Source organism: Geobacter sp., assembly GCA_009684525.1.
Taxonomy (GTDB): Bacteria; Desulfobacterota; Desulfuromonadia; order Geobacterales; family DSM-12255; genus Geoanaerobacter.
This window is the reverse complement of record WKKR01000001.1, coordinates 735,404-758,627: the sequence shown is the minus strand read 5'-3', so window position 1 is coordinate 758,627 and position 23,224 is coordinate 735,404. Positions and strand designations below refer to the sequence as shown.

23 protein-coding genes and 1 tRNA gene are annotated in these 23,224 nt (G+C 58.6%); 19 read left to right on the top strand and 5 right to left on the bottom strand.

Annotation, left to right across the window (positions count from 1 at the left end; genetic code table 11):
• Positions 1 to 47: 47 nt before the first annotated feature.
• The 7 genes from GJT30_03400 to GJT30_03370 all read left to right on the top strand — a co-directional run bounded on the left by GJT30_03400 (position 48) and on the right by GJT30_03370 (position 7,622).
• A complete protein-coding gene (locus GJT30_03400; GenBank protein MSM38655.1) occupies positions 48 to 818 on the top strand; it encodes a type III pantothenate kinase in 771 nt (256 codons plus the stop codon).
• Between the two features lie 45 nt (positions 819 to 863).
• Positions 864 to 2,945: an elongation factor G gene (gene fusA, locus GJT30_03395; protein MSM38654.1), complete on the top strand. Its 2,082-nt coding sequence runs from the start codon at positions 864 to 866 to the stop codon at positions 2,943 to 2,945.
• A 120-nt stretch (positions 2,946 to 3,065) separates the two neighbouring features.
• Entirely contained in the window at positions 3,066 to 4,139 is a 1,074-nt protein-coding gene (locus GJT30_03390) for a hypothetical protein (protein MSM38653.1), read from the top strand.
• Positions 4,140 to 4,149: 10 nt separating this feature from the next.
• Complete coding sequence (locus GJT30_03385; protein MSM38652.1) at positions 4,150 to 5,070, top strand: hypothetical protein; 921 nt, start codon at positions 4,150 to 4,152, stop codon at positions 5,068 to 5,070.
• Between the two features lie 12 nt (positions 5,071 to 5,082).
• The gene (locus GJT30_03380; GenBank protein MSM38651.1) at positions 5,083 to 5,949 is read left to right on the top strand and encodes a hypothetical protein; all 867 of its coding nucleotides are present in this window, start codon (positions 5,083 to 5,085) and stop codon (positions 5,947 to 5,949) included.
• A gap of 56 nt (positions 5,950 to 6,005) precedes the next feature.
• On the top strand, positions 6,006 to 6,683 hold the full coding sequence (locus GJT30_03375; protein MSM38650.1) for an MgtC/SapB family protein: 678 nt from the start codon (positions 6,006 to 6,008) through the stop codon (positions 6,681 to 6,683).
• A gap of 114 nt (positions 6,684 to 6,797) precedes the next feature.
• Positions 6,798 to 7,622, top strand: a complete 825-nt coding sequence (locus GJT30_03370) for a BON domain-containing protein (GenBank protein MSM38649.1) — start codon at positions 6,798 to 6,800, stop codon at positions 7,620 to 7,622.
• A 48-nt stretch (positions 7,623 to 7,670) separates the two neighbouring features.
• Here GJT30_03370 and GJT30_03365 read toward each other — a convergent pair whose 3' ends face one another.
• The gene (locus GJT30_03365) at positions 7,671 to 7,880 is read right to left on the bottom strand and encodes a hypothetical protein (GenBank protein MSM38648.1); all 210 of its coding nucleotides are present in this window, start codon (positions 7,878 to 7,880) and stop codon (positions 7,671 to 7,673) included.
• A 1-nt stretch (position 7,881) separates the two neighbouring features.
• Positions 7,882 to 8,751 (bottom strand): PHP domain-containing protein, encoded by an 870-nt coding sequence (locus tag GJT30_03360; protein MSM38647.1) that lies wholly within the window; start codon positions 8,749 to 8,751, stop codon positions 7,882 to 7,884.
• Between the two features lie 136 nt (positions 8,752 to 8,887).
• Between GJT30_03360 and GJT30_03355 the strand changes: the two genes are divergently transcribed.
• From GJT30_03355 to GJT30_03340, 4 genes are all read left to right on the top strand, one after another.
• Positions 8,888 to 9,118: a hypothetical protein gene (locus tag GJT30_03355; GenBank protein MSM38646.1), complete on the top strand. Its 231-nt coding sequence runs from the start codon at positions 8,888 to 8,890 to the stop codon at positions 9,116 to 9,118.
• On the top strand, positions 9,115 to 9,771 hold the full coding sequence (locus GJT30_03350; GenBank protein MSM38645.1) for an endonuclease III: 657 nt from the start codon (positions 9,115 to 9,117) through the stop codon (positions 9,769 to 9,771). Before GJT30_03355 ends, GJT30_03350 begins: the two co-directional genes overlap by 4 nt.
• A 110-nt stretch (positions 9,772 to 9,881) precedes the next feature.
• Entirely contained in the window at positions 9,882 to 10,748 is an 867-nt protein-coding gene (locus GJT30_03345; GenBank protein MSM38644.1) for an NAD-binding protein, read from the top strand.
• A gap of 77 nt (positions 10,749 to 10,825) precedes the next feature.
• Positions 10,826 to 11,158, top strand: a complete 333-nt coding sequence (locus GJT30_03340) for an HNH nuclease family protein (protein MSM38643.1) — start codon at positions 10,826 to 10,828, stop codon at positions 11,156 to 11,158.
• 12 nt (positions 11,159 to 11,170) lie between these two features.
• Here GJT30_03340 and rlmD read toward each other — a convergent pair whose 3' ends face one another.
• Positions 11,171 to 12,571, bottom strand: coding sequence for a 23S rRNA (uracil(1939)-C(5))-methyltransferase RlmD (gene rlmD / locus GJT30_03335; GenBank protein ID MSM38642.1), 1,401 nt, complete (start codon positions 12,569 to 12,571; stop codon positions 11,171 to 11,173).
• Positions 12,572 to 12,873: 302 nt separating this feature from the next.
• On the opposite strand from rlmD, the gene GJT30_03330 reads away from it, so the two are divergent.
• Positions 12,874 to 14,223 carry an NADP-specific glutamate dehydrogenase gene (locus GJT30_03330; GenBank protein MSM38641.1) on the top strand — a complete coding sequence of 450 codons (1,350 nt, stop codon included), beginning with the start codon at positions 12,874 to 12,876 and terminating at the stop codon, positions 14,221 to 14,223.
• Between the two features lie 221 nt (positions 14,224 to 14,444).
• Positions 14,445 to 14,521, top strand: a tRNA-Met gene (locus tag GJT30_03325).
• A gap of 197 nt (positions 14,522 to 14,718) precedes the next feature.
• Here the strand turns inward: GJT30_03325 and GJT30_03320 are convergent.
• Together GJT30_03320 and GJT30_03315 are read right to left on the bottom strand one after the other, a co-directional pair.
• Positions 14,719 to 15,099, bottom strand: a complete 381-nt coding sequence (locus GJT30_03320; GenBank protein ID MSM38640.1) for a response regulator — start codon at positions 15,097 to 15,099, stop codon at positions 14,719 to 14,721.
• Positions 15,089 to 16,528: a sensor histidine kinase gene (locus GJT30_03315; GenBank protein MSM38639.1), complete on the bottom strand. Its 1,440-nt coding sequence runs from the start codon at positions 16,526 to 16,528 to the stop codon at positions 15,089 to 15,091. Before GJT30_03315 ends, GJT30_03320 begins: the two co-directional genes overlap by 11 nt.
• Positions 16,529 to 16,587: 59 nt before the next feature.
• Here GJT30_03315 and GJT30_03310 point away from each other — a divergent pair, with 59 nt between their 5' ends.
• The 6 genes from GJT30_03310 to GJT30_03285 all read left to right on the top strand — a co-directional run bounded on the left by GJT30_03310 (position 16,588) and on the right by GJT30_03285 (position 23,047).
• Positions 16,588 to 17,559, top strand: coding sequence for an AAA domain-containing protein (locus GJT30_03310; GenBank protein MSM38638.1), 972 nt, complete (start codon positions 16,588 to 16,590; stop codon positions 17,557 to 17,559).
• On the top strand, positions 17,556 to 18,464 hold the full coding sequence (locus GJT30_03305) for a DUF58 domain-containing protein (protein ID MSM38637.1): 909 nt from the start codon (positions 17,556 to 17,558) through the stop codon (positions 18,462 to 18,464). The genes GJT30_03310 and GJT30_03305 overlap by 4 nt, the downstream gene beginning before the upstream one ends.
• Positions 18,461 to 19,018 (top strand): hypothetical protein, encoded by a 558-nt coding sequence (locus GJT30_03300; protein MSM38636.1) that lies wholly within the window; start codon positions 18,461 to 18,463, stop codon positions 19,016 to 19,018. The genes GJT30_03305 and GJT30_03300 overlap by 4 nt, the downstream gene beginning before the upstream one ends.
• Positions 19,015 to 20,007 carry a VWA domain-containing protein gene (locus GJT30_03295; GenBank protein MSM38635.1) on the top strand — a complete coding sequence of 331 codons (993 nt, stop codon included), beginning with the start codon at positions 19,015 to 19,017 and terminating at the stop codon, positions 20,005 to 20,007. The genes GJT30_03300 and GJT30_03295 overlap by 4 nt, the downstream gene beginning before the upstream one ends.
• Before the next feature lies 1 nt (position 20,008).
• Positions 20,009 to 20,986 carry a VWA domain-containing protein gene (locus GJT30_03290; GenBank protein MSM38634.1) on the top strand — a complete coding sequence of 326 codons (978 nt, stop codon included), beginning with the start codon at positions 20,009 to 20,011 and terminating at the stop codon, positions 20,984 to 20,986.
• Between the two features lie 525 nt (positions 20,987 to 21,511).
• Positions 21,512 to 23,047, top strand: a complete 1,536-nt coding sequence (locus tag GJT30_03285; GenBank protein ID MSM38633.1) for a hypothetical protein — start codon at positions 21,512 to 21,514, stop codon at positions 23,045 to 23,047.
• Positions 23,048 to 23,224: the final 177 nt, after the last annotated feature.

Genomic DNA, 23,224 nt, shown 5'->3' with positions numbered 1-23,224 from the left:
CCCGATGCGGCGGACTCGGGGAGTGTTTTGGCTGGCGGAGGTTTTCTGTGCTGCTCGTAATTGATGTGGGTAACAGCAATATCGTTCTTGGCGTCTACGATGACGTGCGTCTGGTCAGAAACTGGCGGATAGCCACCGACAAGGCGAAAACCCACGACGAATACGGCATTTTGCTCCACAACCTCTTCCAGCTGTCAGGGATCAACCAGTCTGATATCTCAGGGATCATCATATCGTCGGTTGTGCCGCCTCTGACCGGGGTCCTGGAACTCCTTGCCCAGCAGTACTTTACCGTGCGGCCGCTGGTGGTGGGGCCGGGTATCAGAACCGGGATGCCGATCCATTACGACAACCCCAAGGAAGTGGGTGCAGACCGGATCGTCAATGCCGTTGCCGGTTATGAATCGTACCAGACTGCCCTGATCATTGTCGACTTTGGCACGGCTACCACCTTTGACTATGTGAACGGCAAGGGGGAGTATTGCGGCGGCGCCATCGCACCTGGGCTGAAGATTTCGCTCGAAGCGCTCTTCCAGCGCGCCAGCAAGCTCCCGCGGGTGGAGATCGCCAAGCCGCCGATGGTCATTGCCAAGAATACCGTCAATTCCATGCAGGCCGGGATCGTGTACGGTTATGTGGGGCTGGTCGACGGCATCGTGACACGGATGAAGGCTGAAGCACGGGATAATCCAAAGGTGATCGCGACCGGGGGGCTTGCACGATTGATTGCTCCTGAATCAAAGACCATCGACCAGGTGGAAGAGTTTTTGACGCTGGAGGGATTGCGTATCATTCACCAGCGTAACCGGGAGGTATGACGACAGGTTATCAACCTGATCCACACACGCAAGGGGGGGAGTTCTATGGCCAAGAACGACACAGCGAAAGTGAGAAACCTCGGCATTGTGGCCCATGGAGGGGCCGGTAAAACGTCGCTTTCAGAGGCGATCCTGTTCGATACAGGGATGAACGACCGCCTGGGGCGCGTTGACGACGGCACTTCCACCATGGACTTCGAACCTGAGGAGATCAAACGCAAGATTTCCATTACCTCGGCGCTGGACCATTGCGAGTGGAACGACCACTCCATCCACTTCGTGGATACCCCGGGCTATGGCGATTTCATCGCCGATACCCGTGCCTGCATGCGTGCGCTGGATTGTGCCGTGGTCATCCTTTCCGCCATTTCCGGGGTCAAGGTGCAGACCGAAGAGGTCTGGAATTGGGCCAATGAATTCGAGATCCCGCGTATCGCCTTTGTCAACAAGATGGATCGCGAGCGGGCAAATTTCCTGCGTGCCATCGACGATATGGAAAAGGCTCTCAAGTCCCGTGGAGTGGCGATCCAGATGCCGCTCGGCGCTGAGGAAAGCTTTGAGGGCGTTGTCGATCTCATCCGGATGAAGGCCTATCGATACGAAAAGGACCTGTCCGGGCAGTTCACGGAAATTGAGATCCCTGCAGATTATCTGGATGAGGCACAACGACTGCGTGAACACATGGTTGAGACGGTGGCCGAAGCCTATGACGCGCTGACCGAGAAGTACCTGGAAACCGGTGAACTGACCGAAGAAGAGATCATGGACGGCCTCAGGGTCGGCACCATGCGCAACACCTTTACGGCTGTCCTGTGCGGTTCGGCTACCCAGAATATCGGGGTGAAACAGCTCCTCGATGCAATCTGCAGCTATCTCCCCTCGCCACTGGACAGGACCAAGGCTGTGGGGACCAATCCCAAGACCGAAGCGGTCGAAGAACGCGCTCCCGACGAGGCAGAACCCTTTTCTGCCCTGGTCTTCAAGACCACCTCGGACCCGTACACCGGCAAGATCACCATTTTCCGGGTCTACTCCGGGGTGCTCAACTCCGATTCGACCATCTTCAACTCCACCAGGGGGGTGGATGAGCGGATCGGTCAGATCTACGAACTGGAAGGGAAGAAGCAGAAGCCGGTCAAGCAGGCCTTTGCCGGCGATATCGTGGCAGTGGCAAAACTGAAGGAAACCATTACCGGCGACACCCTGTGCGATCCCAACAAACCCATCGTGTACGAGCCGGCAAAACTGCTCAAGCCGGTTATTTCCTATGCTATCGAGCCCAAGACCAAGAACGATGAGGACAAGATCCACGGCGCTCTCCACAAGATGATCGAGGAGGAACCGACGCTGGAGTCGCATCGCGACACCCAGACCAAGGAGATGATCATCTCGGGCATGGGGCAGGTGCACCTGGATGTGATCGTCGAGAAAATGAAGCGGAAATTCAACGTGGAAGTTCTGCTCAAGACCCCCAAGGTCCCGTATCTGGAAACCATCCGCGGCACGGCCAAAGTGCAGGGCAAGTACAAGAAGCAGTCGGGCGGCCGGGGGCAGTATGGCGATTGCTGGATAGAGATGGCTCCCACGCCCCGGGGAGAGGGCTACCTCTTCGAGGACAAGATTGTGGGCGGGGTTATCCCGCGTCAGTACATCCCCGCCGTGGACAAGGGGATACAGGAAGCCTGCCAGGAAGGCTTCCTTGCCGGGTACCCGGTGGTGGACTTCAAGGTCGCGCTGTTCGACGGCTCGTTCCATACTGTTGACTCCTCAGAGATGGCATTCAAGGTTGCGGGCTCCATGGCGTTCAAAAAGGCGATGGAATCGTGCAAGCCGGTCATCCTGGAGCCGATCATGAACATGAAGATTACCGTGCCCGACGAGAACATGGGAGATGTCATCGGCGATATCAACTCACGTCGAGGCAAGGTTGTCGGTGTCGAGCCCAAGGCCAATTCTCAGATCATCCGCGCGGTTGTGCCGATGTCCGAAGTGCTGGCCTATTCAAACGATCTTCGCTCTATGACCAGCGACCGTGGCCTCTTTACCATGGAATTCTCCCATTATGAAGAGGTGCCGACCCATCTTGCCCAGAAGGTCATTGCCGAGGCGCAGGCGAACGGTCATTAAGAAGACGATGGATGAATTGCAGCGGGAGGAGGCCTTGTGCCTCCTCTGTTGCTGATACCTATGCCTGGGACTGTATCGGCTTTTGTGCCAGCTTCCCAATAATCCCGTGGAGGTAGGGTCATGATCCCTCACGATGCACACCATGACGAGGAACAGCGGTCGGATTCTTCCCAGAAGGGAAGCAGTCAGAAACTGCTTCTCTGCGTGCTGGCAATCTTGCTGGCGGTGTTTGGCTATCTCTATTTCTTTACCGGGCTGATCAAGCAGCATGGTGGCGAATCTCCGGTTCCTCCACCGCAGGCTCAGCAGATCAAGCAACCGATGCCCCCCCGTCCTGACGAGCAGGCAACGAAGGAACAGGCAGTTGCGGCCAAGGAGACGGCGCCGCCGGTTACTCCTACTCCTGCTGAAAAGGCTGCCCCAGTGGCATCCAAGGCTGCACCGAAGCAGGTCCCCCCGCCAGTGGCAAAGCCGGCAGCCGCTCCGGCAAAACCTGCCGAGGTCAAGCCGAAGGTTGTGGCATCAGCTCCAACGCCGCAGCCAGCCGCAAAGCCCGTGAAGACCGAAAAACAGGCTGTTCCGGCCAAACCGCCTGCAAAGACCGCCACGGAGAAGGTCTCGCCCCAGCCGAAAAAGGTAGCCAAGGCGACTGCCGCCAAGCCGTCCGAAAAGCAAGTCGCTGCCAAGGAGGCGAAGAAGGCGCCCGCAAAGGGTCCGGCAGCAAAGGAATCACAGCCGGGGCTCTTCAGGCTGGAGTCCGGAGAGATCCTTTCGGCACGAAAAGCCGACCAGATTGTGGCTGAGTTGAAAAAGGCGGGATTCACCTCTGTCGAAAAGAAGCTCAGTCATGAGGACCGCACCATGCAGCGGCTCTTTGTGGCCGAGTATGATGACGTTCAGGCAGCGCGCGACGAACAGCAAAAGCTGAGCAAGACGGCAGACGGTGTCTTTGTCCTGCCGCTGAATGGCAAGTATCAGGTCTATGCCGGGTCTTACGAGCTGGAAAAACGCGCTGCATCGGAACGGGACCGCCTGGCTGCAAAAGGGCTGCAGGTAACCGTTCGCAAGGCCTCGGTAAAGGTGCCGGTCTATCGGGTTACTGCCAAGGCCAAGGTGAAGTCGAAAGCGGACGAGATGACTGCACGTCTGAAGAAGGCCGGTATCGGGGCGAGCGTCCAGTCTGCCGGAAAGTGAGTGTGCTGACGTGGCGGAACCGTTACTTCTCGAAGTCTCTCCATCGGCTGCGGCGCTCGTTGCAGCCGATGTGCCGCTGGAAGTGAAGCTGCAGGCCGCTCGTGGCGAGGTCCCCGGTGATAGTGCCGATCTGGCTGCCGTCCTCTATTATCTGTGCCACGATCCTGAGACCGAAGTGAGCACCACGGCACGGATTACCCTGCGGGAGTTGGGAGACGACCGCCTTGCGGGAGTTGTTGTCGCGCCGGGAACCCATCCACGGATTCTCGATATCCTGGCCCGGTTGCACTTTGGCAAACGGGATATTGCCGGGCTGATCGCACAACACCCTGCGGTATACCAGGAGACCCTGGAATTCCTCGCCGTCCATGGCGTGCAGGGGGCTGTGGACATCCTTGCGGTGACCTCGGAGTTGGACGAGATTGCAGAAGAAGCTGAGGATGTGGGTGAACTCCCGGACGAGGAATCTTCGGAAGAGGAGATCGAGCCGGAAGAAGAGGCTGAGGAGAACGAGGAATTCCGGTCCAAGTACCAGTTGGCGCAGACCATGGGCGTGGCAGAGAAGGTAAAGGTCGCCCTGACCGGCGACAAGGAATGGCGATCGATCATGATCAAGGATTCCAATAAGATGGTGTCCGGTTCAGTCATGAAAAATCCCCGTATTACCGATGCCGAAATACTCACCATCGCCAAGTTGACCGGAATGAATGATGAAATCATCCGGGCTATCTGCGTCAATAAGGAGTGGGTCAAAAAATACCCGATCCGCAAGGCCTTGGTGGAGAACAACAAGACGCCGCTTCCCTTTGCCCTCAGATTCATGGCATCGTTGGGTGAAAAGGATGTTGCCGCCCTGGCCAAAAGCAAAAACGTTTCCACTGTCATTGCTACCCAGGCGCGCCGTCTCCTGATGAACAAAAAGAAAGATTAACCGGAGGAGCCCATGGCACTCGTCAATCACGCCAAACGTGAGATCAATGCGAAGATCGTCTACTGCGGCCCTTCTGCAGCAGGGAAAGGGTCAATCCTGAAGGCAATCTGCAGCAAGCTGCCGCCCGGATTGCGCGGACCGCTCCGCAGCATGGCACTGCAGCAGGATCGCATGCTTTTCTTCGATCTGACCCATCCCGAGGGGAGAGAACCTGATGGTTACCGGGTCCGTTTCCATATCTACACCCTGACTGGGGACGTTACCCAGGAGAATGCCTGGAAAATGGTGCTCAAGGGCGTTGATGGACTTGCCATTGCTTTGGACTCCGACCCGGCCCGGCAGTCAGCCAACAGTGATCTCCTGGATGAGGTACAGACTGCACTTCATGGTTACGGCAAGAATCTGGACGAGGTTGCATCTTTGGTCCTCTGTACCAAGCGGGATCTGCCGGATGCCCTGCCGATGGAACAGATGCGGGAGGCGTTGGGAATCGGCCAGCGGCCTCTTGTCCCGGTTAGCGCGACATCGGGGGAAGGGGTGATGGAAGCGATTGGGGAATTAATGGATACCATCCTCAATAACCTGGAAGATCTGGGGTTGCTGCTGCAATCTACGGTATCCTCGCTCAGGGACCTGGCCCCGGCACGTCAACAGGCTCCAATACCGGAGGTGGCCGACTCTCCGGTGGCAGCTATTGTGCCGGCAGTTGAGATGTCGATCGATATGCCTGCCAGGGAAGGGGACGGCGACCAGGATAAACCGTTGATTTCCGTTGCCGGTCCGGCTGAAGTTGACGAATCGGGGGCGCTTCAGGTGCCGCTGGTGCTCAACTGCTGCGACCGGTCTGCAAAGATCGTATTGACTATCTCGTTCAGGTGATTTCTCCCTAGCCTGGATTCACGGGGCAATCTGTATTTGGAAGGTGATTGATGGAAATGGGGTTTTCCTGGGAGATAGCGTTTCAACTGGTGTTGGCCTCCCTGCTCGGAGGATTGATAGGGCTCGAGCGGGAAGTCCACGGGCGCCCGGCCGGTTTTCGCACGCATCTGCTGGTATCTCTCGGTGCGACACTGTTTGTTGTCAGTTCTATCCATTTCTACCATCGGTTCGGTAATTTCTCCGGGCAAGGTCCCGTAGGTGTCGATCCTGGCCGGATTGCCGCTCAGGTTGTGGCGGGGATCGGTTTTCTCGGCGCCGGTGCCATCATCCGCGAAAAGGCTTCGATCAGGGGGCTGACCACTGCGGCCTGTCTGTGGGTTGCCGCAGCAATCGGTGTCGCTGTTGGCGGGGGGCTTTACCTGGCTGCCATTCTGGTGACCGTTTTGGCGGTGGCTAATCTCGTCTTTCTGAAAAAACTGGAAAACCGGCTGAAAAAGGATACCTACCTGCGGATCCTGGTCTGGAGTGACGATCTGGACGGCCAGTTGATGCGGATCGAGATGGTATTGGCGGAGTGCTCCATGGAGGTCGTCAGCATCGGGATCGAAAAGGATATCTTGGCGAGAGATATACGCTTCGAGGTTGATGTGCGAAGTCGTACCCGTGGCGAGTTTCAACGGTTGACCGACCGCATTGCCGTGCTGGAAGGGGTTAAACGGATCAGGCTCGAGTAGGGGGAATATCCGGCCATTCAGCGTGTTATGCCTTGAACGGGCGATAATTCCATGATAGCATCCCCGCTGGTTTTCGGTAGACGGAGAGGTCAGCTTAGAGGAGGTTACGTTCAGATGGCGATTATTACCATTTCCCGCGAAATGGGCACCGGTGCATACAAGATTGCTCAGGATGTTGCCAAGAAGCTCCGTTACTCACTTGTTGACGGGGTAAAACTTGCCGACCATGCTCATAAGTACGGGTTGAGTCAGGAAATCCTCGAACGGGTCGATGAAAAGCCGCCTGTTTACATGACGGCCGAGGATCGTCGCCAAGCTGCTCATCTTGCGACCATCGAGCTGGCACTGCTCGACTTTGCACGTACGGGAAACGTGATCCTGTATGGCAGGGGAGGGCAGGATCTCCTGATCGGCATGTCCAATCTCCTGCGCATCCGCTTCAATGCTCCTTTCGAAGAGCGGGTGGAGAGATTTGCCGAGCGTGAATGGATGGACCCAGAGCTTGCCAGGCACCTGATCCGCAAGTGCGATCATCAGCGGGGTGGATTCATCCATTTCTATTTCAATCGCGACTGGAAAGACCCGCTCGGCTATGATCTGGTTTTCAATACGTCGCAGATGTCTGCCGGGGCGATCGTCGATTGCATCGTTGCAGCGGCCAAAGACCCGCGCCTCAAGGAAGGCGAAACCTCTTCGATGGCAATGCTGGAGGATATCATCCTCAGTAAGCGGGTGGAAACCGAACTCCTGAAGTCGGACCGCCTCGACTACCTCCACTTCAAGATCACCTCGTCAGACAGCGAAGTTACCCTCTCTGGCCACGTACATTCCGAAGAAGAGCGAAAAACAGCCGTGGATATCATTTCGCGGGTCAAGGGTGTCAAGAATGTGCAGGATCATCTTCAGGTAGTCGGTTTTTCCTCGGCTCACCGGGAATAGCCGTTACTTACATGTGGGGTATGGAAAAGGGCTCGTCAGAGCCTTTTTCTATTGGTGGTCATCTTTTGGGGCGGGCTGGACGATGTGGATGCTGATCTGCCGGATCAGCTTCTCGATGGTAGCGAGACGCTCCCGATATTCCTGCAGGTAAAAGGCAGCCCGGTGCGGGGAATGGAACGTGGTCCCCTGCTCAAGCAATTCGAGACGCATCTTTGCGACTTGTCGCATCATTTCGAGGACTTCACGGGCATCGGCCATCTCAGGTTCCCATGGCGGCACGCACCTCGTCGAGCCGCTCCTTGAGTTTCTGTACCAGTTCATAGGTGATGGGACCCCTGTTGCCGCCAATTCCCATGCGGTCATCGTCCTCGTTGCCATGGAAATCAGAGCCTCCGGTAACTGCCAACCGGTAATGACGGGCAATTCCGAGCAGGAAGTCGCGTTCGTCGGCGCTGCAGAGGGTGTTGTATGTCTCCAGTCCGTCCAGGCCAAGACCTGTGAATGCTATCAGCAGCTCCCGCAGCAGGGAACGGTCACGGGTAATGCTTGTCGGGTGTGCCAGAACCGAGAGCCCACCGATGCGCTTGATTTCGGAAATGGCTTCGTGCAGGGGAAAGTACAGTTTGGGGACGTCGCAAGGGATGAGATACCTGTCGAAGGCATCTTCCATGCTGCTCGCGCACCCTTGTGCAACCAGGACCCTGGCAATATGGGGTCGCCCGAGGGCCTCGACCGACTGGCTGAGGACATCCGCATAACTGATGCAGGGTTTCCCTTCCTGTCTCAGCTTCCCGTTGATCCGGTCAATGATTTCTGCTCCCCTCTGCATCCGCCGGACGCGGAATTGCTCCAGCTTTTCCAGGAATGACGTGTCCCTGTGGTCGATGAAGTATCCGAGCAGATGGATATCCCGGTATCCGCCATACTCTACGGATAGTTCCACTGCCGGGATCACCTCGATCCGGTGCCGTTCCCCGGAGGAAATGCATTCGTCTATACCCGATACGGTATCGTGGTCGGCAAGGGCAATGGCCATCAACCCTTGGTCGGCGGCCATGGACGCCACCTGTGCGGGTGTCAGAGTCCCATCGGAATGGCAGGAGTGCAGGTGGAGATCTATGCGGTTCATTGTCTGGGTGCAGGGGGTTGTAAATTTTTGTCCGTTCGCGCTGATTATGCCCGATTGCCTTGGTAATGTCACGCTGATAATGGTTGCGATGACCCTGGACATCGGTTAGAATGCCGCAGTACACGATGGGGGGAGTATGGCAAAACAACAGGGAATTGCATTGGCAGTGGTGGCTTTTGCCGTCTATATCCTGGGTGGTATCTCTGCTTTTGGCGGTCTTGCGTTGATTTTTCTCATGAAGGGACGTGACCTGTTCGGTTGGGGAGAAGGGCGGACCATCGGTTATCTCTTTCTCTGTGTCGGGGCCTGCCTGTCGGTGCTGGGTGTGCTGCTCATGAGGATATTCCGCAATAGAGGGCTTGCTTGAGGGATGACGATATCCACGAGGTGGTGAGAATCCTGCGGAGTGATGTGCTCGCTTGGCAGTCACCGGCAGTGACCATCGTTTCCCAGCGGGAAGGCAATCCGTTCAAGGTGCTCATCTCCTGTATCCTTTCTTTGCGCACTCAGGATCAGACAACCGGACCGGCCAGTGAACGGCTCTTTGCCCTGGCCGATACTCCTGAAAAGATGATGGTTCTTGCTCCGGAAGCAATCGAGACTGCTATCTACCCCGTTGGTTTCTATCGCAACAAGACCCGGCAGATCATAGAAATCTGCCGAACCCTGCTGGAGCGATATGGAGGGAAGGTCCCCGGAGATCTTGACGAACTTCTGACCCTGAAGGGAGTGGGGCGCAAAACAGCGAACCTGGTCGTGACATTGGGGTTCGGAAAGCCGGGAATCTGCGTCGATACGCATGTTCACCGCATCTGCAATCGATGGGGATACGTGAAGACAGGGACACCCGAAGCAACCGAAAGTGCCCTGCGACAGAAGCTGCCTACCGAATACTGGATCGAGATCAATGATCTGCTGGTTACCTTCGGCCAGAACCTCTGCCGACCGATCTCTCCGCACTGCAGCATCTGTCATCTGCTGGCCTTCTGCGATCGTTGCGGTGTCAAAACCTCTCGATAGGCGATACATGCGATTTTTTCTCATTCTACGCACTTGTCTTGTTTGAGCTGAGCATGTAATATGAAAAAAACATGGTTTGTTTTATTCTTGAATGATACAGGAGGTCGGGCATGCTGAAGAATATCGGTTTTCTCGGACTGGGTACGGTTGGCCGTCACATGGCTGCCAATCTTACGAAGGGACACTATGATCTGACGGTCTATGATTCAGACCCATCAGTGGTAGCCGAACTGGTGAAACAGGGTGCTTCCGGGGCCGCCACGCCCAGAGAGGCTGCCAAGGGACGGGATATGGTGGTGCTGATACGTCCTGAAAAGGAACGTCTCCGCCCTGATATCTACGGTCCCGATGGACTCTTTTCCGGCATCGACGCCGGTACGATCCTGGTGGATATGGGGACACATTCCCTGCAGAGCACGATGGAAATGGCCGAAGAGGCTGCGAACCATCGCGTGATGTTCCTCGATGCCCCGGTCTGGGGGACCAAAGAGCATGCCGCAAACGGACTCCTGACCATTCTCACCGGTGGGGACCCGGCGCTGGTTGGACGCTGCCGCGAGCTCTTCTCCTTCTTCGGCCTGAATATCATCCATGTCGGCGGCATCGGCGATGCTACCCGCATGAAGTTCATTGTCAACCTGGTCCAGGCCGAACTGATGCAGGCGCTTGCCGAAGGGCTCGTTTTCGGCGAGAAGATGGGCTTTTCCGCGGACAAGATCCTCGAGGTGCTGGATTGCGGCGGGGTAGCTTCTCCGCTCTTCCACTCCAAGGGGCGGACCATGGCACGCGGAGATTTTACCCGCAACCTGGCCCTCAAATACGTTCACGAGCAGTTGGAACTGGTGATGGAAAAGGCCAAAAAGCTGGGACTCACCCTGCCGGGGGCAGAAGCGGTCTGCAAGATCTACGAGCAGGCGGACAAGGATGGCCGCGGGGAAGAGGATTTTTCGGCAATCATCAAGGTGCTGCGCAAGTAGCCCGGTGAAAAATTGTGCATAAAAAGGGCGTCCCTCGTGGGGCGCCCTTTTCATTTCGCACTATCGGAGGAGTGACTATGTCTCCCGTCAACCGGTCGCGAAGACCGCGCCCCATGCCGGCTAAAAGCCAGGAAGAGCTGGACGAACTGGTCAGGCAGCTGAAATCGGAACAGAGGACAACAGGGAACTACCGGGATCGATCTCTCGAACTGCATGGCTGGATCTGCGCAAAGTGCGGGCGGGAGTTTGAACGGAACAACCTGCACCTGCTCACGGTCCATCACCGGGACGGAAACCATCACAACAACCCGTCGGATGGGAGCAATTGGGAGAATCTCTGCGTCTGGTGCCATGATGACGAGCACAGCCGTTCGATCCTTGCCGAGTATCTGCACAATGGCGGGAAGTGATGAGGGCTGAGGTTATTCCCTGATAAGGAGGGCAACGTTCTCCACGTGCGGTGTCTGGGGGAACATGTCCACCGGCTGTATCGTGTCGGTGCGGTAGCCAAGACCAGCGAGGATATCCAGATCGCGCGCCAGGGAGACGGGGGAGCAGGAGACATAGATCAGTTTCGCCGGCCCGAGCGCCGTTACCCGCTCCAGCACTGTCTGTTCGCACCCCTTGCGGGGCGGATTGAGCACTATCACGTCGACCCGTTCATGCTCGTTTTGCAGTTCTGCCAGTAACTCTGCAGCATCACCCGTTTCGAACCGGCAGTTCCGTATGCCGTTGAGGCGGGCATTCCGCACTGCATCCACAACAGCCGCTTCGACCACCTCGATGCCGATCACTTCACCTGCCTTGCCTGCAAGGTAGAGAGAGATCCCGCCAACGCCGCAGTACAGGTCAATAACCAGCTCATTACCGGTCAATCCGGCCCAATCCCTGACCGTATCGTAGAGGATGGCCGCACCGCCGCTGTTCACCTGGAAAAAGGAACGGGGGGAAAGGGTAAAGCGTGTCGTTCCTATGGTGGCAGTCAGAGACCGTTCCCTGGAGAGGAAACGGTCATGGTCGCCCAGGATGACATTTCCCTCCGAACTGTTGCTGTTCTGCGCCGTAACAACGACCTCGGGGACCGCTGACTGGACATGTTTCGCCAGGTGGTGGATCTCGTTGTAGTTTTTCCCGCTGGTAACGAACACCACCATGGCCTGGTTTGCCGTTTCCGAGACCCGTATCACCAGGTAACGGAGCAGACCGTTGCCTGTTCGCGGGCTGTAGATCTCGACCTTGCCCTTTTTTATCCCGGTTCGGACCGCAGCAATGATGCGATTGATGAGTGGGTGGTGCAGCGGGCAGTCTACCATGTCGATGACGTCATGGGTGTTGCGTCGATACATGCCGATGAGAGGCTGCGCATGCTTGCCGGCAACCACCAGTTTGGCCGTGTTCCGGTAGCCGAGCTGGGCGGGCGAGGCGATTACCGGCAGGATACGCGCGGTGGCAAGGGATTCGTAGCCGCTCATCTGCTTGGCTATGAAGGCGCCTTTCCAGGCCAGCTGGGCAGGATAGTTCATAGCAACGAGTGGGCATCCGTCGCAGTCGTGCATTGCGCAGGGCGATTTGACGAGCCGTGCCGGCGAATGCCTGAGGATTTTGACCGTTGTCGCAAAGGAGATACGTCGACCGGAATGGGTGACCCGGCTGCGTGCCGTTTCACCAGGAAACGCTCCGGATACGAGGAACTTTTTCCCCTCGTGATCTGCGATGCCGTAGCCTTCCTCGTCAAGATCCGAGATCACCAGGTCGAGCAGGGTTCCTGCCTTTATGGCTGCATGTGGCGGGGAAGGGTTTGCTGTTTGGGGAGTGCGTCGCATCCTGTCACTAAACAGGAATTCGGCATCCTTGTCAATGAAGAGTTGCGGGCCATCGCACCGCAGAGTTGTTTTGCGTATTAAGAGTGTAGAAATGATAGTCACTGTGGGTGCGGATATGATGAAATGCTGTGCATGCCCGCCCCTGTAACTGCACGTTATTTAACCGCTAGTGCATAAAATAACGGCAGCTGCCTAATTGTGGCGCATATGATGCATTTCAGCTGCTCAATTCTGTGGCCTGTCAAGAGTGATGCCGCATCGCTCAAAATATTGTGCCACTATATTAAGCAATGGAGGGTATCATGACGATGCAGCTCGACGAGAAGTTGGAAGGAGTTTATCAGGATGTCCTGAAGCGAAATCCGGGTGAGGTTGAATTTCACCAGGCTGTCCGTGAGGTTCTCGAATCTTTGGGACCGGTCATGGTGAAACACCCCGAGTACATGGAGCGCAAGATCATCGAGCGGATCTGCGAGCCTGAGCGCCAGATCATCTTCAGAGTGCCCTGGCAGGACGACAAAGGGCGGGTGCACATCAACCGCGGCTTCCGCGTCGAGTTCAACAGTGCCCTTGGACCTTACAAGGGCGGCCTTCGTTTTCACCCCTCCGTCTACCTCGGTATCATCAAATTCCTCGGGTTCGAGCAGATATTCAAGAACTCGCTCACCGGCATGCCCATCGGCGGTGGCAAAGGCGGGTCCGACTTCGATCCCAAGGGGAAGACGGACGACGAAGTGATGCGCTTCTGCCAGAGCTTCATGACGGAACTCTATCGCCACCTGGGCGAGCACACCGACGTACCTGCCGGCGATATCGGCGTGGGTGGCCGGGAAATCGGCTACATGTTCGGCCAGTACAAGCGGATAACCAACCGCTATGAAGCTGGTGTCCTGACCGGTAAAGGCCTCAGCTGGGGCGGTTCTCTCGTTCGTCCCGAAGCGACCGGTTACGGTGCCACCTTTTTCATCAACGAAGCGCTCAAGGTCCGCAAGGAATCCTTTGACGGCAAGGTCTGCCTTGTTTCCGGTTCCGGCAACGTGGCGATCTACACCATCGAGAAGATCCACCAGCTCGGCGGTCTGTGCGTTGCCTGCTCCGACTCCAACGGCGTCATCTATCACGAGAAGGGTCTGGACGTGGAGCTGATCAAGCAGCTGAAAGAGGTCGAGCGTCGTCGTATCCAGGACTACGCTACCTACCACAAGGATGCCAAGTATATCGCCAACGGCAACATCTGGGAGATCCCCTGCCAGGTGGCGATGCCGTCCGCAACCCAGAACGAGATCAATGGCAAGGATGCCAAGACCCTGGTCAAGAACGGCTGCATCGCGGTTGGCGAAGGTGCCAACATGCCGACCACCCCTGAAGGCGTCAAGGTCTTCCTCGATGCCAAAATTTCCTACGGTCCGGGTAAGGCCGCAAATGCCGGCGGGGTTGCAACCTCTGCCCTGGAGATGCAGCAGAACGCCAGCCGCGATTCCTGGAGTTTCGATTTCACCGAAAAGAAACTCGAAAACATCATGGTCGGTATCCACAAGCTCTGTTATGAAATCGCCGAAGAATATGGCGCTCCGGGCAACTACGTACTCGGTGCCAACATTGCCGGCTTTATCAAGGTGGCTGACGCCATGGTCGCCCATGGCCTGATCTGATCGCAACGTCCTGCAGGCACATCAGATGCGGGGTGCCTTAATTGGTACCCCGCATCTTTTTCGCCGGCATGATACCCTTGAGTTTCACACTCTTTTTGCTTGACAGCAACCGGTGCATGAAGTATATAAACAATCCGTTCTGGCGCAGATCCGCAGCACAGATAGGCGCCTCCCTCTTTGGTTCGCCAAGGAGGTTTTTTGTGTCAGTAACAACCAGGTTCGGCGGTGTAGCTCAGCTGGTTAGAGCATACGGCTCATATCCGTAGTGTCCGGGGTTCAAGTCCCTGCACCGCCACCATTTAATATAACTAGCTGAAAATGCTAGTTATTAAGCGCAGACCCCTCATCTGATACACAATCTGATACACAAATCAGAGAGTGCAGATGAGGGGTTTTTTGCGTTTGCGGGGCAACACGTACGATTTCCGTTGCAGGGTTGTCGGCTCTCCGCGATGTGTCGCTGGAGCTTCAGGAGGAGGTGTACCGGCGGGGGGGCTATTTGTGCACACCGGCGAGATAGGCGTTCACCTTGTTGCGGAGCGCGGTGACGTCTCCCTTGCAGATATATCCCTGTGCCCCATGGGCAGCCACGAGTTCGCGCAGGGTCTCTTCGTCATTGGATGAATAGAAGACGATGGGCGTCTGCAATTCCGCACAGAGCGGTTTGATGATGTCGGTGAGGTTTGCCCCGGAGAGCGCCGGCATGTTCACGTCGAGCAGCAGCAGGTCCGGCTTGACAGCCTTTATTCTGGAGGTGGCCCCAAAGGAGCCCTGATGCGTGACTACGTCGATCCGGCTGCTGCTGAGGAGTTCGCTTGTCGTATAGAGGTGGATGTCGTCGTCATCGATTACCATCACGGTCTGTTTATGCTGCATGGCTCTGCTCTCCTTCTGTTTCGATCTGTTTGAGCGGCAGCGACAGGCTGAATGTCGAGCCGCAGCTGTAGGTGCTGCTGACGGAAATGGTCCCGCCGAGGAGTTTTGCGAGGTTCCTGCTGATTGTCAGGCCGAGACCGGTCCCTTCGTGGGTTTTGGTCGAGGCATCCTCGACCTGGCCGAAGGCGCTGAATATCAGGTTGAGGTCCTCTTCCCTGATGCCGATGCCGGTGTCGCGGACCCGGAATTCCATGCCGTTGTCGAGGATGGAGAGACCAATCTCTATGGAGCCGCGATCGGTGAACTTTGCCGCGTTGCTGGTCAGGTTCGTCATGATCTGCCGCAGTTTGATCGGGTCCGTTGAGATCATGACCGGTTCAACGGGCACCACGACATCCACGTTGACCGGTTTGGTCCCAACGAGAATGCGGGTTGTCTCGGCGATCTCGGAGAGCAGCGGTCCCGGATCGACCAGCTGGTGCGCCACTTCCATCTTTCCCGCTTCCATCTTGGAGAGGTCGAGGATATTGGTGATGACCCCCCTGAGGTTCGTTGCCGTTGAAATCATGAAGGTCAGGCGTTCTCGCACTTGTTCCATCGATCCCTGTTCAGAGGCTATCCGCAGCAGTTCGGCCAGGCCGATGATGGCGTTGACCGGCGAGCGGAGTTCGTGGGTGACATTGGCCAAAAACTTCGTTTTTACCTGGTTGATCCTTTCCAGTTCCTGCGCCCGGGCAGTTGCCAGCTCTTCCAGGAGGACGCTCCGGGAGAGGGCGTTACTCTGCTCGATAACGAGCTGTTTGACTGACAGGAGGCCAAGGTACGTCCCGTCTGCGCGTGTGACGATGATCTCGTCATAGGTGTTCTCCGGCGACCTGGCAAAGGCCTTGTCGATTACCTCGTCGAGCTGTTCGTCGTCGAAAACGACCAGAGGGGCGGTGTCGGCTATGGAGATGATCGGCTGCCTGGCATAGAGTTCATTGCCGAATCTGCGGGAGAGGGTGAAGAACAGCTTTGTCCGCGTTATGAGCCCCTGAGGCTTCTTCCCGTCGATCACGGCCAGTGCTTCCAGGTTGGGGGTGCTGAAAAAGAGGTCGGAAACCGCACTCACGACAGTTTGGGGCGCAACCCGTTCGCTGGAGCTGATGAGGCCCCCGACCGGGATCGTGCTGTTCTGGGTAGAATGTTCCTGCACTCTGCTCTCCCGATTTCGATGCTGGTCTGTCGTCCTGCCGGTGCGGCACCTTCTGCCGGGCCGAAAGACCAGCTCCTCGTGCTCTAAGGCGTATCGTCGCTCTGCTTGGGGGCTTGAGTTACAATTGTGTGAATTCTGCAGGCAGGACGGCCTTCTGCATCGAGCAACCATCTGAATCCCGATAATTTCAGAATCTGGTGCGGGCCAATAAATATTCTGATATATATTCTCCATGTGGTGGAGTCTATCCTACGCACACATTGGGGACTGCAGTGAATTCTGAACTCGAAAAAATGGATCGTTTCGTACAAGCCGAAGGTGCGTTGATCCGCAAGGTCGTCTCTGCGGTGGAGACAGTCATTGTCGGCCAGCAGCAGCTTTTGGAGCGCATTCTCGTGGCCATGCTCGCCAATGGGCATATCCTGATCGAGGGAGTGCCCGGACTTGCCAAGACCACGGCGGTCAAGACACTGGCCCGGCTGGTCGATGCCCGTTTCCAGCGGATCCAGTTCACCCCGGATCTCCTCCCTGCCGACCTGGTCGGTACCCTCATCTACAACCCGCGCGAGGGGGTGTTCACGACCAGGAAAGGCCCCATCTTCGCCAACATCGTGCTGGCGGACGAAGTGAACCGGGCGCCGGCCAAGGTCCATAGCGCCCTGCTGGAAGCGATGGAGGAGCGGCAGATAACCATCGGCGAGACCACCTATCCCCTCGATGGCCTGTTCATGGTGCTGGCCACCCAGAACCCGATCGAGCAGGAAGGGACCTATCCGCTCCCTGAGGCCCAGATGGACCGGTTCATGATGAAAACGTCCATTACCTATCCCTCGTGGGACGAGGAGCGGGAGATCATCCGCCGATCGGCCCATGCATCGCCGCTGCCGGACGTGCAGCCGCTGCTCCATCCGCCGGACATCCTCCATTTGCGCTCCGTTGTGGATGCAATCTACCTGGACGAGAAGATCGAGCAGTACATTCTCGACATCGTCTTTGCCACTCGCGACCCCTCCCGGTGCGGGCTTGAACGGTCCGCACACTACGTCGAGTTCGGTGCCTCGCCCCGCGCCAGCATCTATCTGGCCATGGCCTCCCGTGCGCTGGCGCTCATCCGCGGCCGGGCGTATGTGGTGCCCCAGGATATCAAGGATATCGCGCCCGACATCCTCAGGCACCGGATCATCCTCAGCTACGAAGCTGCGGTGGATGCCATTTCCACCGACCATCTGATTGCCGATATCCTGGCGAACATCAGAGTTCCCTGACCGTGCAGCTACCAGACCCTGGACATGCCTGCAGCCAGGGCAAAGAGGTGCGCCGGCTGCAGATAACAGCCTCCCGTCTTGCCACGGCCATCTTCACGGGTGAATACCGCAGCGCCTTCCGCGGACGCGGCATCGAATTCGACCAGGTTCGGGAGTACCAGCCGGGTGACGATGTCCGTTCCATCGACTGGAATGTGACGGCACGCCAGGGGTGCCCGTTCGTCAAGCGGTTTGTGGAAGAGCGTGAACTTACACTCATCATGCTCATCGATCGTTCCCCATCCATGGATTTCGGCACTGTCAGATCCACCAAGCTCCGGACAGCGACAGAGGCGGCTGCTCTCCTGGCATTTGCCGCGCTTCGCTCCAACGACAGAACCGGGCTTCTCTCTTTGGGCGACGGCAGCCTTCGTTATCTGGGCCCCGGAAAGGGGAAACGACACACCCTGCGGCTGGTCAGGGAGGCCATGACGCCGGAAATCGCGCCGCTTGAGGGGCGTGGCCTCATGGAAGCGATCGATCACCTTCATCGTCTGCTCAAGGGGAGGGCTGTTGTCTGCATCTTCTCCGACTTCATCGAACCGCTGCCGTTCCGTTCCCTTGCATCCCTGGCGGCCCGTCACGATGTCATAGCGGTCGCGCTGAGCGATCCGGCGGAACATGAACTGCCGGATGCCGGGCTGGTGATGCTCGGCGACCCGGTGACGGGTACGAGCGTCTGTCTGGATTCCAGCGACCGGGCGACCCGCGAAGGGTACCGTCTTCTGACCGAATCGAGGCGGCTTGCACGAAAGCAGGAGATAGTGCGCGCCGGCGCCGGCTATCTCGACCTCGGCACCCAGGTTTCACCCCTGCATGCACTGATCGGATATTTCCGGGACAGATGCCGCGGGAGGAGGCCATGAGAAGGCTGATGCGTGCTCTTGCCTGCATGTTGACCCTGTTTGTCGCCGCAACAGCCATTGCAACAGCTACGGACGGGCCATCCGCCGATATCCACGACATTCGGGGGCCTGTTCGTCCCTCCGGTCTCCCTCCGTTTGCGGCCTCTGCCGCCATCCTGATCCTGGCTGCAGGGGTACTGCTCTTCCGCCTGCCCGGACGAAAGGGGAGGGATTCCCTGCCCGATGCCGCAGCCGACCCCCTTCTTGCCGAACTGCTTGCCCTGCGGGACGCACATCAGCGCGGGGAACTGACCGATTCTCTGCTGTTCGAGCGGCTTTCCCAACTGCTCCGTTCCCTCTTGCCGGCCGAAAACCGCCCATCGCTGACGGGCCGGGAACTGATCGAGGGGGCGCGGGGGATCGTCCCCGAGGAGGCGCTCGGCACAATGGCACTGCTGTTTGACCGCTGTGACAGGGTCCGCTTCGGCGGCGTTGCGCCGGGGAAGGGTGATGCTGACACTGCCCTCGATGATGCCCTGGGTGTCGCCCAGAACCTGACGGGGGTAGGCCGGTGACCTTCCACGATCCCCACCTGCTCTGGCTGCTGTTCGTCCCGGTGCTGATCCTGGTCGCCGGCAGCGGAAGGCCCCCCCGAGCCATCCGCTTTCCCGCAGCGGAGTCGATGCAGGCGCTCGGCAACTCCCCGCGGGTAAGGCTTTCCCGCCTGCTGCCGCTGCTTCGCGTCCTGTCGCTGTTGATTGCCATTAGTGCCCTTGCCCGCCCGCAACTGCTGAACAGCGTCACCACTGTCACCTCGAAGGGGATCGATATCGCCCTTGCACTGGACCTGTCGACCAGCATGCTGGCCGTCGATCGCGGCACACCGGAGCGGGACGGAAGCCGGCTCGCCATTGCGAAGCGGATCGCCGGTGATTTCGTCTCCCGTCGGCAGGGGGACCGGGTTGCGGTCGTCGCCTTTGCCGCCAGGGCCTATCCGGTTGCGCCCCTTACCCTCGACCATGTCTGGCTTCGCAGCGCAATTGCGCGGCTTGAGGCAGGAAGCGTCGAAGATGGCACCGCGCTGGGCGACGGTCTGCTTGCGGCGATCAACCGTCTCCGCTCTTCCCCGGCCGAAAGCAGGACCGTCATCCTCGTGACCGACGGCAGGTCCAACACCGGCGGTCTGACCCCTTCTGCTGCGGCTTCCGTTGCTGCCGCTCTGGGCATCAAGGTCCATACCATAGGCATCGGTGGGGAAGGGGGGGCGCTCTTCCCGGTGGAAGACCCCCTGGGGGGGCAGGTCTGGCGCAAGATCAGCGCTGACCTGGATGAACCGGTGCTCAGGAAGATTGCATCCGTTACCGGCGGGGAATATTTCCGGGCCGATGGCGCGGAGTCGCTGCAGACGGTATTCCAGGAGATCGACCGCCTGGAAAAGAGGAAGATCGAAGAAAAACAGGGGCAGAGTGTCCGGGAGCTGTTCCCGTATCTGCTCACCGCCGCCCTCTGCCTCATGATGCTCGAACAGCTGCTGCTCTCCGGTCGGCTCGGGAGGTTGCCCTGAGATGGAGTTTGCCGCGCCTCTCTACGGACTGCTCGTTATTCCGGTGCTTCTGGTGTTGCTATTCAGGCTGCGTACCGAGCGGAAACGGACGGAGGACCTTTGCCGGTTTGCCGAGCCGCACCTGTTACCGGGGCTGCTCGGCCGCCAGGGGAGGCCCGGACCGCTTGTCCGCCTGCTGCTGCCGGCCCTGACCATGCTGCTGCTGGTTGCGGCGCTCATGCGCCCGCAATGGGGTATCGTGGAGGAGGAGCATTGCCGGACGGGCATTGATCTGCTCTTTGCCATCGATCTTTCGCGCAGCATGCTTGCGGACGATCTCTCGCCGTCGCGGCTTGCGGTCGCCAAACTGGCCGTTGCCCGGGCAGTGGCGTCGTCTCCCGCGGACAGGATCGGGATCGTGGGATTTGCCGGCAGCGCCTTTACCGTCTGCCCCTTTACCACGGATCAGCAGATGGCCCTCAGGATGCTTGACGAACTCGGCACCGACACGCTCCCCAAGGGGGGGAGTTCGCTGGTCGCGGCGCTCGGCGAGGCGGGGAAGGCTTTCCGCGGCACGCCGCAGGGGGGAAGGCTCCTGGTGCTCATGAGCGATGGCGAAGACCATGCCGGCGGCATCGACCCTGCCCTGGTCGAGCTCCGCCGGCAGGGGGTCGTGACCCTTGCCGCGCTGGTCGGCACACCCGCGGGCGGTCTGATGCCACTGCCCGACGGGACCTTTGTCAAGGGAAGGGATGGGGCGGTTGTGAAGAGCAGGGCGGACCTCGCATCGCTGAAGCTGATCGATCCGTCAGCAGCACCGGTCAACGCGGATGGAAGCGGCCTGAGCGAACGGATGATGCAGCTTCGCGTTACCTTGCGCCATACGGAGCAAAAGCAGCGCAGGCAGAGGCTGGCGGAGCGCTATGCCGTGCCGCTGTCCGCCGCTCTGCTCATCTCCTGCCTGGGTTTGTTCCTTTCGGGCAGAAGGTCAGCGCCATGAAACGATTCCTTGCGGTCATACTCCTTGCCGCCCTGGCCGCGGCGCTCTTTTACGACGGCATGCAATGGCGCCTGCGGCGGGCAGATCGGTTCTTCGCCGCAGGGGATTACCCGGCTGCCCTCGCGATCTGGTCTTCTCTCGTCAGGTCCCCTCTAAAGGGCGAGCCAGCGCTTCTCAACAGCGGCGCAGCCGCCTACCGGATGGACAACTATTCCGCGGCTGCAGGGTATTTCCGCGCCAGCTCCGAAACTGACGACAGGGACCTCCAGTGGATGGCGCTCTACAATCTCGGTACAACCGACATCCGGCTCGCGGAACGGCGAACGGCGAACGGCAGGGCAGAACGCCACCTCGAAGCTGCAGTGACGCATCTGGAGCGTGCCCTGTCGCTGCATCCCGGCGAGGGAGCGGTGCTGGCCAATCTGCAGTCGGCCCGGATGCGCCTGGCCGCCATTCGGCTCCGAACGGAAGAGAAAAAGGGAGACGCCCCTCGTGGCGCCAACGCGCAGCAGCGTGCACCAGAGGATGCTGCAGGAAAGCGGACCGGACAGAGAGACCCGGCCAAGGATGGCGCGCACCCCGGAAAGGCTACCGACATGGACTCCGAGGGAGCAAGGCGGCCGGCTGCCATGGACAGAAACCAGGCGCTCCGGCTGCTCGACGAGGCGAGGGGGAGGGAGTCGCTCCGCTCCGCAACGCCTTCTTCCTCGGACGGGAAAAGTCTGTCCCCCCCAGAAAAGAACTGGTGAGGCGATGCGGGCACTGAACGTCATAAAATCCAGTCTGTTGCGCATGCGGAATTTGTTGATACCGCTGGCCCTTGTGCTGTCAGCCGTTGTGTTGGTTCCGCACGCTCTTGCCGCCGGCAATCCGCAGGATGGGCTCGCACTCGGCCTCGATCTCGCCAGCACGCGGGTCTATGCCGGCGAGACAGTGTCGCTTACGGTCAGGCTCCGGAACTCCGGTCGCACCATCCGCAATGTCGGATATCCGCGCATCGAGACGCACGGGCTCCCTGCCGTTGTGCCGGGGGCTGCCGAACCCCGGCAGGGGGAGGGGGAGAGCGCTCAGGTCTTCGGCTTCAGCGGGACGGTAACCCCGGACAAGGCCGGGACCTTCCTGATCGGGCCTGCCCGCCTGGATTGCGAAGTTATGGAGGCAGCGCAGGGGAGTTCCGCCTTTTTCGGCGGCGTCGAGCCGCGCACGGTTTCGCTGGTTTCCGAACCGGTCAGCCTGACTGTGCTCCCGCTCCCTGCAGCAGGCCGTCCGGACACTTTCAGTGGGGCTGTCGGCAGCTTCACCATGAATGTCGTCGCTAAACCTGACTCTGCCGTGGTTGGCGATCCTCTGACGATCACCGCCGTCATCGGCGGCACGGGCAATCTCACGTCCGCTGCCTGCCCCAGCCTGGCAGGAGGCGGTTTCAGGAGCTACCCCGTGCGGGCTTCACAAACCGATGGCCAGCTCCGTTGCGAACAGGTGCTTGTTCCCGATCACCCCGGCCCGGTCCCTCCGGTCGTCTGGTCTTACTTCGACCCGCAGTCCCAGAGCTACCGCACCCTTACCGCCAGCGTGCCGATTCGTGTCTCACCGCCGCAACGGTCTGCTGCCGGGCTGCCGGATGCGACGTCAAAGGCGCCTCTTTCCCGGTCCCTGGCCCGGCCCGGTCCCGCGTCCGCCTGGTTCATCCTCGTTCCCCTCCTGCTGCTGGCCCCGCTTTCCTTCCTTCTCTGGCGGAAGCGCCGCGCAGTGCCGTCCGCATCCTGCCACCCAGCCGACCTGGCTTCTCTTATGGCCCAGGTCGAGCAGGCGTTTGCGGCTGGAGATGTCGAGAAATTTTACAGTTGCCTCTTCATACTGGTGCAGCATCTGGCTGCAGCGGATTGTGAAGTTGATCCCCAGTCGGTCACCGGTACACACCCTTCAAATGAGAGCCTGAGCAGACTGTTGTCCCACTGCGACGAGGTGAGATACGGTGGTCGCGTCCCTTCATGCCGGCAAATAGAATCTGATTTGAAACAGGTGAAAGACATTTTCGGCTCAAAACAGTCATTTCTGTAAGGTATCCCGTCTTTGATCAACAGCGGCCAATCCGGAAAAGATTAAATGATATAACATTGTTAAAGCATGCGGCCTCCTCCCCCTTGCTCCCCTTCTTGTCGGAAAAATTTACAGATATAAGTAGATATCCAATAAAAGCTTAGTAAAACAAAGGGTTATAGTTGGTATTATTCCTGC